The 13,713-nt window shown below is 60.7% G+C and carries 15 protein-coding genes; 9 read left to right on the top strand and 6 right to left on the bottom strand.

The features are described from left to right. Positions 1-18 precede the first annotated feature (18 nt). Genes OSH12_RS19545 through OSH12_RS19530 form a run of 4 tightly spaced genes read left to right on the top strand, consistent with a single transcriptional unit; the run spans position 19 to position 4,102 of the window. Complete coding sequence (locus OSH12_RS19545; RefSeq protein ID WP_266345282.1) at positions 19-984, top strand: sugar ABC transporter substrate-binding protein; 966 nt, start codon at positions 19-21, stop codon at positions 982-984. Between the two features lie 51 nt (positions 985-1,035). Next, on the top strand, positions 1,036-2,511 hold the full coding sequence (locus tag OSH12_RS19540; RefSeq protein ID WP_266345281.1) for a sugar ABC transporter ATP-binding protein: 1,476 nt from the start codon (positions 1,036-1,038) through the stop codon (positions 2,509-2,511). Between the two features lie 14 nt (positions 2,512-2,525). Beyond that, positions 2,526-3,017 (top strand): D-ribose pyranase, encoded by a 492-nt coding sequence (rbsD, locus tag OSH12_RS19535; RefSeq protein ID WP_266345280.1) that lies wholly within the window; start codon positions 2,526-2,528, stop codon positions 3,015-3,017. Positions 3,018-3,037: 20 nt separating this feature from the next. After that, complete coding sequence (locus OSH12_RS19530; RefSeq protein ID WP_266345279.1) at positions 3,038-4,102, top strand: Gfo/Idh/MocA family protein; 1,065 nt, start codon at positions 3,038-3,040, stop codon at positions 4,100-4,102. A 328-nt stretch (positions 4,103-4,430) separates the two neighbouring features. On the opposite strand, the gene OSH12_RS19525 is transcribed toward OSH12_RS19530, so the two are convergent. After that, the gene (locus tag OSH12_RS19525) at positions 4,431-5,168 is read right to left on the bottom strand and encodes a ChuX/HutX family heme-like substrate-binding protein (protein ID WP_266345278.1); all 738 of its coding nucleotides are present in this window, start codon (positions 5,166-5,168) and stop codon (positions 4,431-4,433) included. Between the two features lie 436 nt (positions 5,169-5,604). Between OSH12_RS19525 and OSH12_RS19520 the strand changes: the two genes are divergently transcribed. From OSH12_RS19520 to OSH12_RS19510, 3 genes are all read left to right on the top strand, one after another. Next, on the top strand, positions 5,605-6,861 hold the full coding sequence (locus OSH12_RS19520; RefSeq protein WP_380224985.1) for an NAD(P)/FAD-dependent oxidoreductase: 1,257 nt from the start codon (positions 5,605-5,607) through the stop codon (positions 6,859-6,861). Between the two features lie 152 nt (positions 6,862-7,013). After that, positions 7,014-7,430: a nuclear transport factor 2 family protein gene (locus OSH12_RS19515; RefSeq protein ID WP_323180695.1), complete on the top strand. Its 417-nt coding sequence runs from the start codon at positions 7,014-7,016 to the stop codon at positions 7,428-7,430. Positions 7,431-7,794: 364 nt separating this feature from the next. Beyond that, on the top strand, positions 7,795-8,079 hold the full coding sequence (locus tag OSH12_RS19510) for a hypothetical protein (protein WP_266345276.1): 285 nt from the start codon (positions 7,795-7,797) through the stop codon (positions 8,077-8,079). A 394-nt stretch (positions 8,080-8,473) separates the two neighbouring features. On the opposite strand, the gene OSH12_RS19500 is transcribed toward OSH12_RS19510, so the two are convergent. The 4 genes from OSH12_RS19500 to OSH12_RS19485 all read right to left on the bottom strand — a co-directional run bounded on the left by OSH12_RS19500 (position 8,474) and on the right by OSH12_RS19485 (position 10,281). Continuing rightward, positions 8,474-8,896, bottom strand: coding sequence for a DUF6678 family protein (locus tag OSH12_RS19500; RefSeq protein WP_323180696.1), 423 nt, complete (start codon positions 8,894-8,896; stop codon positions 8,474-8,476). 31 nt (positions 8,897-8,927) lie between these two features. Further along, positions 8,928-9,314, bottom strand: a complete 387-nt coding sequence (locus OSH12_RS19495) for a DUF2750 domain-containing protein (RefSeq protein WP_266345274.1) — start codon at positions 9,312-9,314, stop codon at positions 8,928-8,930. 76 nt (positions 9,315-9,390) lie between these two features. Continuing rightward, positions 9,391-9,795: a DUF7674 family protein gene (locus OSH12_RS19490; protein ID WP_266345273.1), complete on the bottom strand. Its 405-nt coding sequence runs from the start codon at positions 9,793-9,795 to the stop codon at positions 9,391-9,393. Between the two features lie 183 nt (positions 9,796-9,978). Continuing rightward, the gene (locus OSH12_RS19485; RefSeq protein WP_266345272.1) at positions 9,979-10,281 is read right to left on the bottom strand and encodes a hypothetical protein; all 303 of its coding nucleotides are present in this window, start codon (positions 10,279-10,281) and stop codon (positions 9,979-9,981) included. Positions 10,282-10,897: 616 nt separating this feature from the next. Here OSH12_RS19485 and OSH12_RS19480 point away from each other — a divergent pair. Both OSH12_RS19480 and OSH12_RS19475 read left to right on the top strand, forming a co-directional pair. Next, positions 10,898-11,245, top strand: coding sequence for a hypothetical protein (locus tag OSH12_RS19480; RefSeq protein WP_266345271.1), 348 nt, complete (start codon positions 10,898-10,900; stop codon positions 11,243-11,245). A 763-nt stretch (positions 11,246-12,008) separates the two neighbouring features. Beyond that, positions 12,009-13,205 (top strand): M14 family metallopeptidase, encoded by a 1,197-nt coding sequence (locus OSH12_RS19475; protein ID WP_266345270.1) that lies wholly within the window; start codon positions 12,009-12,011, stop codon positions 13,203-13,205. An 85-nt stretch (positions 13,206-13,290) separates the two neighbouring features. Here OSH12_RS19475 and OSH12_RS19470 read toward each other — a convergent pair whose 3' ends face one another. Next, positions 13,291-13,551, bottom strand: a complete 261-nt coding sequence (locus OSH12_RS19470; RefSeq protein ID WP_266345269.1) for a BrnA antitoxin family protein — start codon at positions 13,549-13,551, stop codon at positions 13,291-13,293. Positions 13,552-13,713: the final 162 nt, after the last annotated feature.

Raw genomic sequence — 13,713 nt, 5'->3', positions numbered from 1 at the left:
CACTGGGAGGAGAATGTCATGATACGCGCTTCACTTTATGCGGGCCTTGCAACGCTCGCCATGCTGGTCCCGGCCGTTGCCGCCGACTTCACGCTGTCGCCGACGATCAAGGCTCGCGCGGAAGCCAAGGAACAGCCGACCTTCGTCGTGTCCTACCATGACCCGGCGCTGTCGGTTGCCGTGCCGATGCGCAAGGGCGCCGAGCTTGCCGGCAAGGAACTGAACGTCAACGCGCTCTTCACCGGCCCTGTCGGCGGTGGCGCCGAGAAGCAGGTTGCCGAGCTCGAGAACTGGATCACCAAGGGCGTCGACGGCATCGCCGTCTCCTCGTCTTCGACCGACGCGCTCGCACCGGTCATCAACAAGGCGCTTGCCGCCGGCATTCCGGTCGTCACCTTCAACACCGACAATCCGGCCTCGCAGCGCCTGACCTTCGTCGGCCAGGACCTCGTCTACTCCGGCGTGGTCATGGGCGAGACGCTGGTCAAGGAAATGGGCGAGAAGGGCAAAATCCTGATCTTCACGGTCGACGCCGCCGCCCAATGGTCGAAGGATCGCGAGAACGGCGCCCGCCAGGCGCTCGCCAAGCACCCCGGCATCACGGTCGCCAGCCTGGTCAACACCACCAACGAGCCGCAGCAGGTCTATGCCGCGATCGAGAACGCCGTGTTGGCCAACCCGGACATCACCGGCATCATTTCGCTCGATTGCTGCTCGTTCCCGGCCATCGGCCAGTATCTCGAGCGTAATGGCATGGCCGGCAAGATCCCGGTCGTCGGTTCCGACCTGCTGCCACAGACGCGCGAACTGATCGTTTCGGGCGCGTTGACCTCGACCATCACGCAGAACCCGCAACGCCAGGGCCATGACGCCGTGCTGGTACTCAACCAGATCTACGCCGAAGGCAAGATGCCGCCGACGCACACTGACACCGGCGTCGAAGTGATCGACAAGTCCAACGTCGAAAACCACCAGGCCGAGTAAGCCTGCTGCTTTCCTGCCCTGCCAATTGATCTAGAACGAGAGTATCCGCCGATGACTTCGATGCTTCAGCTTCGCGACTTGGGAAAGTCCTTCGGGAGCTTCTGGGCGCTGCGCAAAGTCAGCATCGACTTCAAGCAAGGCGAGGTTCATGCGCTCGTCGGTGAAAACGGCGCGGGTAAATCGACGCTGATCAAGTTGATTGCCGGCGTCTACAATCCCAGCGAGGGGGCCATCATCGGCCCCCTCGGCACCGAATTGAAAATGAAGACGCCGCGCGACGCGCTCTCCTGCGGCATCGGCGTCGTTCATCAGGAACTCGACCTCTTCGACAATCTGACGGTTGCCGAAAACATTGCGCTCGGCATCGATGACAGCGGCTTCGTCAAGCCGTCCAAGGACAAGATGGCGGCGCGGGCGCGCAAGGCGCTCGACGAACTCCAGGAACAGAAAATCCTTCCCTCGATGCGGGTCGGCGACATCTCGTCCTCCGACAAGCAGCTTGTCGCCGTCGCCAAGGTGCTGACCTGGGACGCGAAGGTCATCATCTTCGACGAGCCGACCTCGGCCCTGAACGCGGCCGAAGCCGCCCGCCTGCTGGAGCGCATCCGCCATCTGCGCTCCGTCGGCGTCACCGTCATCTATGTCTCGCACAAGCTGGGCGAGATCTTCTCGATCGCCGACCGCATCTCCGTCATCCGCGACGGCACGCTGATCACCACCCGCCCGGTCGCCGAATTCGACCACGAGAAGGTCGTCGACGCGATGCTGGGCCGCCAGCCGGCCGAGATCTTCCCGCTGCAGGTCAAGCCGCGCCCGACCCAGGAAGTCCTGCTCGACGTCGCTGATGTACATGGCCGCGAACTGGCCGGCGCCTCGCTCAAGGTGCGCGCCGGCGAGATCGTCGCTCTGGCCGGGCTGCCGGATTCGGGGCCGTCGTCGCTGCTGCGCCACATCTTCGGCATGGACCACGCGAGCTCGGGGTCGATTGCCGTGGCTGGAAAGCCGATCGGCCGCTCGACGCCGCGCGCCGCCATCCGCAGCCGCGTCGCCTATCTTCCGGCCGACCGGCTTCGTGAAGGCATCCTGCCGCTGATGAGCGTGCTGCGGAACGCCGAGGCGACCGACGAAGCCATGCATACGAGTGACGGGACGACGCGCCGGCGCAAGGCCCTGGCGGCGATCAAGCGCCTTTCGGTCCGCACATCCTCGATCCTCAACCGCATCACGTCGCTTTCGGGCGGCAACCAGCAGAAGACGCTGATCGCCCGCTGGCTCGTCATGGAACCCAAGGTGCTGATGCTCGACGACCCGACGCGCGGCGTCGATATCGGCGCCAAGTCCGAGATCTATCACATCCTGCGCGGCATCGCGGATTCCGGCGCCGCCGTGGTCTTCACCTCGTCGGACTCGCTCGAACTCGCCCGCCTGTCGGACCGCATCCTGCTGTTCCGGCACGGCAAGGTCGTCGAAGAGATCGTCCGCGACGTCACCCATGCAGAACTCGATCGCGCGATCAGCGCGGCATAGCAAAGGAATAAACGATGAAGCGCTCCGGTATTCTCAACGCCGAACTCGCCGAAGCCATCGCCACGATGGGCCATGGCGACATCATGATGATCGTCGATGCGGGCTTCCCGATCCCCGCCGACGCCTGGCGCATCGACCTCGCCATCAGCGCTGACCTGCCGACGCTCGACCAGCTCTATTCGGTGATCGCGCCGGAACTGATCGTCGAGAAGGTGATGTTCGCGTCCCAGGTCGCCGAGCACAACAAGCCCCTCTACCGCTCGCTCACCACCTGGTTCGACGAGCGCGACTTCGAGGCAGTCACCTATGAGGACACGGTCGGCCCGCTGGCGCAGAAGGCCAAGGTCATCGTCCGCTCCGGCGCGCTCGACCCCTGGGGCAACATCGCGCTCGTCGGCGGCGTTGATTACAAGGCCTATTTCAACGACCCGGAATGCGCCGTGCCGGACATGTACCGCAAGTGGCTCGACCGCGAGCCCTTCGTCCCCGGCGCCAAGCGCCGCTGATCGCCCCGGGAGGAGCACATATGGCTGAGACAGCCCTGGCCGGACGCAAGGCGCGCATCGGCATCATCGGCGCCGGCTCCTGGGCCGTCGCCAACCATCTGCCGATCTTGAAGCGCCATCCGGGCGTCGAACTGGTCGGCGTCGCGCGACCGGGAGCCGCCGAGCTCGCCAGGGTCAAGGAGGCCTTCGGCTTCCCGCACGCCTACGAGACCTATGAGGAACTGCTCGCCAACGTCGAGATGGATGGCGTCATCATTGCGTCGCCACATCATCTCCACGCCGAACAGGCGATGGCGGCGCTGGCCAAGGGCAGCCACGTCATGGTCGAGAAGCCGATGGCGACGAACGCGGCCGATGCCCGCCTCCTGATCGCGGCTGCGGAAAAAGCAGGCCGTGAGATCCTCGTGCCGTATGGCTGGAGCTTCCAGCCCTATTTCAAGCGGGCGCACGAACTGGTCGCCTCGGGCCGTATCGGCCGCATCCGCCACGTCTCGGCGCAAATGGCGACGCCGATCGAGGACCTCGTCTCCGGCGGCGAGCTTCAGGGCACCGAGAACGAGATGTTCCGCCCCGAGCGCGCCACCTGGGCCCATCCCGGCACCGGCGGCTATGGCTGGGGCCAGCTGGTCCACATGCTGGGCGGCCTGTTCTACGTGACGGACCTGCAGCCGGAGGGCGTGTTCGCGCTGCTCGGCAAGTCGGCGATCGACACCGACATCCATAACGCGCTGGCCGTGACCTTCGCCGGCGGCGCGACCGGATCGCTTTCCGGCTCGGCTTCCGTGCCGCCCGGTTCCCCGTTCCAGGTCGATATCCGCCTGTTCGGTACGGAAGGCATGCTGCTGCTCGATGTCGAGCGCGAGCGGCTGTGGCTGCGTCGCCTCGACGGCCAGGACGAGGAGATGGCGATCGAGCCCGGTGCCGGAGCCTATACCTGCGTCACGCCGGTCGAGGCCTTTGTTGACATCTGTCTCGGCGCGCCGACCGAAAACTGCGGCAACGCGCTGGTAGGCCTGCGCTCGGTCCAGGTCGTAGAAGCGATGCTCGCCTCGGGTCGGTCTGGAACTATGGTCAACGTCGTCTGAGTTGGACTGCATCAGCCAGCGGTTGTCACGTCGGGAGCCCCGGGTGATGACTGCTGTCTGGCCGCGCGTGGGAGGAGGGGCCGGGACGACCACTCGGGCCGATACGTCGTTGGGGGCGGTTCGTTTTCCAGGCGGTCAGCGGCTGAGATCGGTGCGAACGATCGGTGATCTCGGGAAGATTTGGCCCAATGCCGCCAAATCTTCCCGCCAGAAGCGAGGCCCGCTTTTTCGCCGGAAGGCGACGGTACAGCACGACAAGTTCCTGCGCCTCACACACTGAAAGTGTATGGCACACGCCTGCCGCGTGAGCTTTTTCGTCGTCGGGATTTCAGTACGCGAGAGCTGCCACGATCAACGGTTCAGTACCTTCAACGCATAGCTTCAGCCCGACTTGTTTCCCATCATCGTCCACGGCAACCAGCGTGAGATGGTCGTCATCAACGCTTTGCTTCCATTCTGCGACGGTGCCCGCCCGCAAATGAAAGTGAAAATTCTCGACCATGATGTTGATGAAGCCATTCCGCGCGACGATGTTTTCGACAACGCCCTTCCAGTTTTGCCTGTAGGCTTCGCGTTCGACCGTAACGGTCACGGGGCGGTTGGATGCGGCAAGCGCTTCTAGTGCCGTCAAGCCCGGATCCCGTGGATTGATCTCGTCATCAGGCAAGCTGAATTTAAAAGGGTCTCCGTCCAACGGGGCGATATCAAAGCCCTCAAGCGCGGCGTCAAAGGGTTCCAACCCGACAAAGCTGACAGCGCTGAAAATCGTACGACCGCTGTTATCGATGAAATCAACACGCGGATACGCCTTATCGCCGTTCATGCGGCGGCGGTCGATCCGCATGTCGGCAATCGCCGACTGCGTGATGCTCGCGTCATGATCGGGACCGATACAAACGATCGTTCCTTCATTCAGCGTTACCTTGTCGAGACGACCGATCCGCTCGTGCGTAACCCCGCCTCCCGTGGTGATGAGCATCAGCCTGTCGAGCGCCCTAAGCCTTTCGAGCACCTCGGAAGCAGATGGGAGGGCTTTTGCGGCAACAGTCTGCAATATGTCGGTCAATATTTTTCTCAGGGTTGAGGGGCGAGCCAGGCGAGGCCTCACGAGTCACGCTGCATTATCGTAATTCATGAACACAGCAGTCAAGTTTCAAAGGTCATGTCTGCGACTCGCCAAGAGTGCGCAAAAGTCAAGATGACGCCGCATGGATCACGCCAAGCTCCTTTGCGGCGCCCCGGTCTATATCGAGCGCTCGGGCGGAGGGACCGCTATGGGCGCACGTTGGCGAACCTCACGGCGGCGGATGGGGACGTAGAGGTGCGGTGCTGATCCAGGAGGGCTGGCAGCGCCCTGCCGACCAGGGAAGGCCGCGAAGGCCGGTCGCATTGATCATTGGTGCGGCTCATGAAGAGCTGGTGCCAGGATGCGGCCCTTGTCTGCCCATCGCAGAAGCCACGCTTTTGCGCTACCTTCTGAAGGCCTAAGCCAGCCAGGAGAGATGATGCCGCTTCCAAGAACGGTAATTATAGGTGGCGGGTTCGGGGGGCTCAGCTGTGCAAAGAGCTTAGGGGGTGCGGCGACCGCAGTGACCTTGATCGATCAGCGAAACTACCATCTCTTCCAACCTCTGCTCTATCAAGCCGCCACGGCTCTCGTAGGTCCGTCCGACATAGCATGGCCCATCCGCTCATTGGTTCGCCGTCACAGAAACATCCGCACGTTGTTGGGCACGGTGATTGGCATCGACCGCGGGGAACGGATCGTCCGGCTCGATGACGGGAACTCCATTGCCTTCGATTTCCTCGTTGTCGCGACCGGAGCCAGGCACGCCTACTTCGGGCATGACGAGTGGGAAGCATTTGCGCCGGGCTTGAAAAACCTCGATGACGCAACGAACATTCGCCGTAAGATTCTTGTCGCGTTCGAGCGGGCGGAATTCGAGTCAGATCCTCAAAAGCGCGCCGCACTCCTGACATTCGTGATTGTGGGCGGGGGCCCCACGGGCGTTGAACTCGCCGGCATGATTGCAGAGTTGACGCGGAGAACCTTGCCCGGGGAGTTTCGAGCTTTCGACCCGCAATCGTCTCGCGTTATCCTGGTAGAATCAAATGCGAGGATCTTGGCGACTTTTGCAGAGCCTCTCTCGGCCTTTGCGACACGCTCGCTGGCTCAAATGGGGGTCGAGATTCTGACCGGGGTAGCGGTCACCCATGTCGATGCCAAAGGCATTGCGAGAGGTGACGAGCCCATTGAGGCCGCAACGGTCCTTTGGGCCGCGGGAGTGCAGGCCTCTCCTGCAGCGAAGTGGCTGGATACACTCTCCGACCGTGCCGGGCGGGTGGTGGTCGGACCGGACCTCAGCGTCGCGGACGGCATTTGGGTCATCGGAGACACTGCGGCCGTTCAAAGCAACGGTAAGCCGGTGCCGGGCTTGGCCCCAGCGGCGAAACAGCAGGGGCAATATGTCGGCCATTTAATCCGAAGGCGGCTAAGCGGCCAAACGGAAGCGCCCCAACCGTTCCGCTACCGCCATCAAGGCAACCTCGCCACAGTAAGTCGCCGAGCAGCCATAGCCGACTTTCCCCATTTGCGCCTCAAGGGGCGGCTGGCGTGGTGGCTCTGGGGAATCGCTCATATTTTCTTCCTGATAGGTGCTCGCAATCGCATCGCCGTGGCGCTCAATTGGCTATGGGCCCATGCCACTGGTGGCCGCGGGGCGCGACTGATCACACGCCATGATGACAAGGATGCGTGAGCGCGACCGCGCGCATTGCGGGGAATGGACGTTGGCCACTCGAGCTGATTGCCGGGCGCGCTGAAGTCGCGGACGCGGCTCTCGGGATATGCAGGAGCGCCGAGGCTCCGAAATCGGCTAGATAGCAGCGATCCGCACGCGAATCGTATCCGATGGAAGAGACCCGCATGGCCACCACTTCAACTAGCGCTGCTTCTTCAAGTCAGGCTGACTCGCTCCGCGAGACAGAGCGCGGCCGGCTACGAGCATTGGTGGCCGCCGATATCGAAGGGGCTAAGAAACTCCATGCCCCCGATTTTCAGCTAATCCCCCCTATCGGCGCACCTCTTTCCCGAGACGAGTATCTGGGAGCTATTGCGACGGGGCAGATTCGGTATCTCACCTGGGACCCCAACGAAATAGCAGTACGTCTCTATGAAGGCGCTGCCATCCTTCGGTATTGTGCCCGTCTTGAGGTCGTCTTCGGAGGCCACAAGGTCCCCCTGAGCGAGTACTGGCATACCGATGCGTATGAGCACCGCGATGGGCAGTGGATGGTCGTCTGGTCACAAGCGACAGCCGTACGATGATCAGCGGATCCTTGGGATGGCCCCTGCAAGGCGGATGGTATGTCGGGAGGCGTTGACCCGTGAAGACTTGGTCGTCCCTGCCGCCCAGGCGCTGTGGCGAAGGCTGGCCAAGTCTTTGAAGACGTTCTGAGCGGCAAAATCTCCCGTGAGGAGGCCGACCGTTGGGCACGTTGTGTGATGCAAGCGGCCGAGGTCCGAACCCTGACCTTTTCCCCCTAACGTGACACGGAACGCATCTGGGCGGGCGTGATGTATCTGAATGGAGTCGACTTGATGGACGCTCCGGGACAATATCTCTACACCGAAGTGGACGTCAGAGACGCAATGATTGCGGACCTGGTCGAGCAGTAGGCAAAAGCGCCAAATGGACCTGTTGGAGACAATACGGCGCGGCTCATTTCTCTATGACGGCTTTCATCCCACAGAAGTGAGAATAGTCCTCAGCCCCACTCGATATGGAACTGGCGACTACGAAGACCCGCCGGAGATTTCGGATGATGTCCAAATTGCCACTTACTACGTTGAGTATGGCTCGACCTACGAGAAGGGTGTTTTCCATGCTGGCGGAGGAGGATTTGACTCTTTCGAAGAGGCTGCGTCTGCGGTAGCTGCGGCTGTGGGCGAATCCTTGGTTTGGTCAGCTGATTGAATTCGTCTTCAGGGAGCCGACGGAAAATGACACTAACTGTAGAGATGATGCGCGACGCCGATCCTCAGGTGGTAATTGCTTTTGATTCAGAGGGGCTGGAGATTCTCATCAGGAAGCTGACCTCTCTCCGAGACCGTATCGACCACCTGCACCTGATGACGCCTGCCTGGGCGGGTGATGACCTATCGGAAGAAAGGCGGGGCGGACCCGACTACAGTTTGGTCCACAGCCTGAGGCTGGTGAGGCTTACGGACGGGTCGTAGATTGGATTCTCACAAGCATCCGTCGGAACTGCTAGGCTTGCCGGATCTTCTGCCCCCTGTCCTGCGACGCAACAGCGTCATTCCATGTCCGGATTTGGCTCTCGGCTCGACCAAGCTGGGTCTATTCTCAATCAAGCGTTGTCAAACTGAACCCCAGCGGCGTGGCCGTAGATAGTGAAGAACCCATCTTCTTCGACATATGGTACGCGAATTCTTATGAGGAGCTCTCGCAACTCGTTTGAGCAATCCTCGATGGCCGGGCTAACCAGCATTCCAATATGACGCTTGTATTGGGGGGCTACCTTGATCCACTCAATCCAGATTCCGAGTTCCCCCTCGTAGGTTTTCCCCCAGTCGCCCCAGTAGGTGGTGGCGAGGGGAATGCTCGTAGGGTAAGGCTCGTCTTCAAACAAGTTCTTGCGTTGTAAGGCTGGCGGAAACGGGAGTTCATCGATTCCTGCGCACAGCTCTCGCCATTTGGTGTCGTTCATATGCGACGCCAAACCTCGGCTCTCCAGAATCTCCCGCAACTGGGCTCTTATTTTCGCTTCCATGTCGGTAACCCTGGTCACGCCTCATCGGCGGTCATTGGTAGTTCTGCAGCTCAACCCCGAGCGCGGCAGCTAACTCTTCAGTAGGGACGGTAACTCCCTTGCCCGATGGCGTAAAGAACACTCCAACGAGGACGCCGTCATGCTTGAGCGCCGGCAGTAGTTCATCCATGAGAGTGTCGAGCGAGATTGCACTTGGCTCATGGCCGGCCCATTCGCCAGCGGCGCAGATCTGCGCATATTCCTTGGCCGGCCAAAGCGGAAAGACGGACGCGTTGTCTTCCACAGCAGTTAGTGCCCAACCGTCCCGATAGAGGCCCCACACCTGCTGCCAGTCGCCCACGACCTTCACGAAGTGCTCGAAGCGCCGAGGACCGGGCAAAGCTAGCACCGCTTCCATCTGCTTGGCGTTCACTTTCATGCCAACCCCATCCGTCGATGCCTTGCAATGTACGGCAGAATCTATGAATTTTGCCTAGGCTCTATCGTTGATCGTCCTAGCTGCCAAAGTCACGCCACGCCCTGGCGTGAGCCAAGGACATGGGGCCGAACATTGGCCATATCTTGGTCCAGTTTCCGAGGCGGTCGGTGGTTGTCACCATGGCTTCGATCATGCCCGTCGCCACGACGGTTGCCAGATACTCATCGGTCTGGCTGAGCGCATTTTCTATGGCGCCGAAGAGCGCTTCGTTAGTTGCCATACTCACGCTGTCGAAATCTTCGACGAGGCGGTCGCCCAACGCGGCCAAGAGGGTCGTTGCTGGAGGTTCATCTGGCGCCCAATAGCGGATCATTTCCTGGTGCGGACCACGAAGGCCGGGAGCGATGTCAAGCATCTCGGCGACGAATAGAAAGACCAGATCATTCAGGATCGTTGCCCGGTGGCTGGGCGTGCTAGTCACTATCCCGCGCCTCAACAGCAGCTGAGGATGAGCCCATCGTCTTGAGGAGCGCACCAACCTCCTCCAGTAGAGTGGCTACGCGCTCCCTATCGGCGCCCATGCGAGTTTCTAACTCGAATAGGTCGATTCCGTTGCAGACCTCTGCGGTCGAATTCAGAACCTTCATTCACTAGCCTCCGTCCCTTAGTGGACGCCCTGGAGCGACGCGAGATATTGATCGATAGCGCGGGCGGTCCTTTCTGCTCGCTCGTGGGTATCATCGCATACGTCCATCCCCATGTGCTCCACCTCGATGCTCGCAAGATACTGCACGCACTCATCCAGACCGGCGTCACTCGCAAGAAGCTCTGCAGCATGAAGGATATAGCTGTCGTACTCGTCGGCGCCGCCGCTATTTCTCCACTCTTCGCCCAAGCCAATCGGGTCCCACAGAGACCAGCCGATTTCACGCAAGTGAGAGAGCTGGATCCTAGCAATCATGGTCATGAATCCTTTGACCGTCGCAGGTCACGGACAAGCTGAGTTGGAGTGATGCAGGGAAACCAGTTCCGCTCCGCCGGCAGGCAAAGGCTGTGATGGCGCGCAAGCGCGGGGACGAAGATTTGCATGGATCATCCATATCCGCGTGGATCCTAGGTTGGAGCCCTTATGTCGCGGGTGCTTCTGGCTCATGCTCGCACTGGTGGCAAGGGGCGAATGCCAAGCGATCAGCTTGCTAGGCAGCGAAGGGGGAGCGGCGTGTCAATTCGATGTGGCATTCATGGGATGCAGCAGGACGCCTTCGTTTGTCAGCACATAGTCGATGGCATGAGAGTTCGTGAGCGCATTGGCTTCATTGCCAACGGATTTGAACCCAGACAACGCGAGACCTGACGCTTGGTGCAATGCCTGCGACGAGCGCGTACAGGTCACCGGCGGAGGATGGGTTGATGGAGCTCTTTCCGGCGCCGCTTATGATGCAGCAAAGCACTTCCATACCGGCGGGGACCCATGGTCATGATACTCCCTATGTCGCCACGAAAGCCTCTTCCATGGTGCTTGGTCATCCGTTCCGGTGAGCGATGTGTGCAACACTCATCATTTGACCCATGCGCGGAGCGCCTTGATCTGGGGGCTCGAAGAGTTTGCCGACGCGGAGTATCAGGAGCGTGTTTGGGCAGGCAACGGCCGCGGCGAAATGTCCAGCTTCGAAGAGGCTCTCACTGCGACTTTCGACAACTCCAGACTGGACCAAATCCTGTACACGGGCCGTGGCACTGATCAGCTTTCCCTTCAGATGCTCGCCCTTGCTCGAAAGCTGAACATCGCTGTCCAAAAGGTCCCACAGTTGGGGCCTGCAGAAGCGATTCTTGGGCACCACGCCATGGCCGATGTCCGCCTTATCGCGAAGGAGATGCTTTCCCTCATCGAGAGCGAAGGTCTTGTGCCAATTGACCGCTCCGGCGTCTAGCTGGGCGAACTGAATTCAACGGAGCCTTCGACCGTGAGAGAACTAAGTACTCAAGAAATTCCAAATTGGCTTGAGCGATTTAACTCGTTCAATGATGGGGTAGTGAGGCGATGGCGCATCGGCCTAAACAGATCTAGCCCGTTTTTTGATATCCATATCGACACTATTGATCTTGAGGCCATGGATAGCGGATGGAGCACAGTTCACTTGATACTGTCTGATGTAGTTCATTTTGAATATTTCAGATCAAGCCAGATTAGCTACGACGTCCTATCTAATGGGCTGCATATTTTGGCGCGGGATAAGTGGATCGGGGTTGAATTTGGCGATTTCGCGGATACCCCGACTTCTTTGGACGAACTAAAGAGGTCGCCCTGCCATGTCGTCGCGTCAACCATATCATGGTGTTCGAATGAGATAAGAACGCCGGGCTGATAGAAGACCGAGCAGTTGCCGCGTGCGCGTACATGCACACGCGCGAGCCAAAAGTCACATCAGGCAGAAATGGCCTACGGAGCTTGCTAGCGGGAATTCGGGGGCTAGCCGTTCTCAGGTGGCGGCCGCGAGCAGACACGGCCATCGACTCCGCCTGACTCGGGAAACGGCATTCCGGCCTACGCCGGACTGCCGACCTGGCGTCCTTCAGCGTTCCGAACGGGAGGCCGGGAAGGCTCGGCGGTGGTCGCAACGCGGGGACGTTATGTATTGTTATGGTTCAACAGTGCGACCGCCCGGATTCGGCGGCTCAGGAGGAATGTCCGTTATGCCAACCGAACCCAATGAAGGCCTTGATCGGCGCGATTTCATGATTGCCTCCCTTGCTGCGGTGAGCGCGACTGCGGCTGGCGCCAGCAGCGCTAACGCTCAGGACGCTACACCGCCGGCGGACGGGACGGCCTCTGCTGCTCCGCATGGCACCGTCTTCACAGGCGACGCCATTCAGGGGAAGAAGGTCGTCAGCACCCTCAACGTCAACGACCTGGAGCCCGGGCAGAAGCATCTTTTGTATTTTCAGGGCGTGGAGATGCAGACCGGGCAGTTCTGGTATGTGTCGGTGGCTGTCGCGAGGGGGGCAAAGCCCGGCAAGCGCGTCGTTCTGGTGAGCGGAGTGCATGGCGACGAGATGAGTTCCATCCATACGGTTCAGTCGGTGATGAATGGGCTCGATCCGGCACAGATGTCGGGCACGGTCATGGCCGTCACGGACGTCGCCCGCCCGGCGCTAGAAAACATGCAGCGCAGATGGCCCAATTTTGGCAGGGGCAATGATCTGATCGATATGAATCGGGAGTGGCCCGGGAACGAGAACGGTATCACCGCGCCGAGCCGGCACGCGGGCCTCCTGTTCAACCGACTGCTGCGGCCTAACGCCGACGCCGCAATCGACTTCCATACCGGGACAACAGGATTCGAAGTCTCGGCATTCAATATTGCCGGCATGGATGTGCCCGAGATCAAGGCAATGGTGGACCTGTACCCGGTCGGCCAGGTTTTCGACAACCATGTCTATCCGGGCGTCCTGCACAATGCGTTTGTCGACGCAGGCATCCCGGCCTTCTGCCCGGAGATCGGCGCTGCCCGTGTGCTGGACCTCGAAATGGCCTCCCTGTTCGTGGAGGGCACAATGAACGTCCTCAAGCATTACGGCATCCTGGCCGGGCCAATGGGACGTACCGGCAAGGATGTGGGAGTCTTTATCGGCAACAGTGCGCTTCCGATCCTCGCTACCCAAGGCGGCCTGGTCGAGCTTTTGGTCAAGCTCAACGACAAGATCGAAGCCGGACAAAAGGTGGCCGTTCAGCGCAACAGTTTCGGCGAAGTGGTTGCTGAATATACGAGCAGCGTAGCCGGAGAGGTCGCAGGCCTGCGTAGCGACGCAATGGCAGAGCCCGGCAATCCCTTAGCTTTCATTCTCTTCCACAAGTCGACGCCGGACGGGGTTGAGACGTATCCCGAGTGATCCGAGGTAGGTCACCGCCATCCGCGTCGCAATGTTCCCAGGACTGACTTTGATCTGCAGATCGAGAGCGCTATCCCGCCTTTGGTCAAGTCTCGGCGTCGGTGGATGTCGCGACCAGACCATCGGCGATAGCCGCGGCGCGCAACGCGTCGTTCATTCGATCCTGCCAGCCGGGACCGTCGGCTTGGAAATGCTCGACCACGTCGCGATCTATCCTGAGCGAGACGGGTTCTCTGACATTCGGGAGCGCACTCGGCTTGATGTCCGGTGCGCGCTTCTTCTTGGCGAACATCGCCTCTGCGGCCGCGAAAGGATCCTGGGGGCGACGGGGCCTGTCTGACGACATCGTTTTCTTCCTCGGTTTCATTCCGCCGTCGGCAACGTGCGGGCGCCAGTGCGGGCCGACCGGACAAGGCTTGTCCGACGCCCGCCCTGCAATCCATCAAGAGGATTGCTGTCGGCAAAGTCAAACGCCGAGCGGGCGCATGCCTGCGATGTCGCGGCTTCC

Origin of the sequence: Kaistia terrae (assembly GCF_026344005.1) — a bacterium.
GTDB classification, from domain to species: Bacteria; Pseudomonadota; Alphaproteobacteria; order Rhizobiales; family Kaistiaceae; genus Kaistia; species Kaistia terrae.
Note: the sequence above shows the minus strand (reverse complement) of the source record. Positions and strands in the feature narration are given on the sequence as shown.

Bases quoted from the DNA above. Each gene is read 5' to 3' on its own strand.
- OSH12_RS19545 (WP_266345282.1), top strand. From the start codon at position 19: ATGATACGCGCTTCACTTTATGCGGGCCTTGCAACGCTCGCCATGCTG.
- OSH12_RS19540 (WP_266345281.1), top strand. From the start codon at position 1,036: ATGACTTCGATGCTTCAGCTTCGCGACTTGGGAAAGTCCTTCGGGAGC.
- rbsD (WP_266345280.1), top strand. From the start codon at position 2,526: ATGAAGCGCTCCGGTATTCTCAACGCCGAACTCGCCGAAGCCATCGCC.
- OSH12_RS19530 (WP_266345279.1), top strand. From the start codon at position 3,038: ATGGCTGAGACAGCCCTGGCCGGACGCAAGGCGCGCATCGGCATCATC.
- OSH12_RS19520 (WP_380224985.1), top strand. From the start codon at position 5,605: ATGATGCCGCTTCCAAGAACGGTAATTATAGGTGGCGGGTTCGGGGGG.
- OSH12_RS19515 (WP_323180695.1), top strand. From the start codon at position 7,014: ATGGAAGAGACCCGCATGGCCACCACTTCAACTAGCGCTGCTTCTTCA.
- OSH12_RS19510 (WP_266345276.1), top strand. From the start codon at position 7,795: ATGGACCTGTTGGAGACAATACGGCGCGGCTCATTTCTCTATGACGGC.
- OSH12_RS19500 (WP_323180696.1), bottom strand. From the start codon at position 8,896: ATGGAAGCGAAAATAAGAGCCCAGTTGCGGGAGATTCTGGAGAGCCGA.
- OSH12_RS19495 (WP_266345274.1), bottom strand. From the start codon at position 9,314: ATGAAAGTGAACGCCAAGCAGATGGAAGCGGTGCTAGCTTTGCCCGGT.
- OSH12_RS19485 (WP_266345272.1), bottom strand. From the start codon at position 10,281: ATGACCATGATTGCTAGGATCCAGCTCTCTCACTTGCGTGAAATCGGC.
- OSH12_RS19475 (WP_266345270.1), top strand. From the start codon at position 12,009: ATGCCAACCGAACCCAATGAAGGCCTTGATCGGCGCGATTTCATGATT.
- OSH12_RS19470 (WP_266345269.1), bottom strand. From the start codon at position 13,551: ATGTCGTCAGACAGGCCCCGTCGCCCCCAGGATCCTTTCGCGGCCGCA.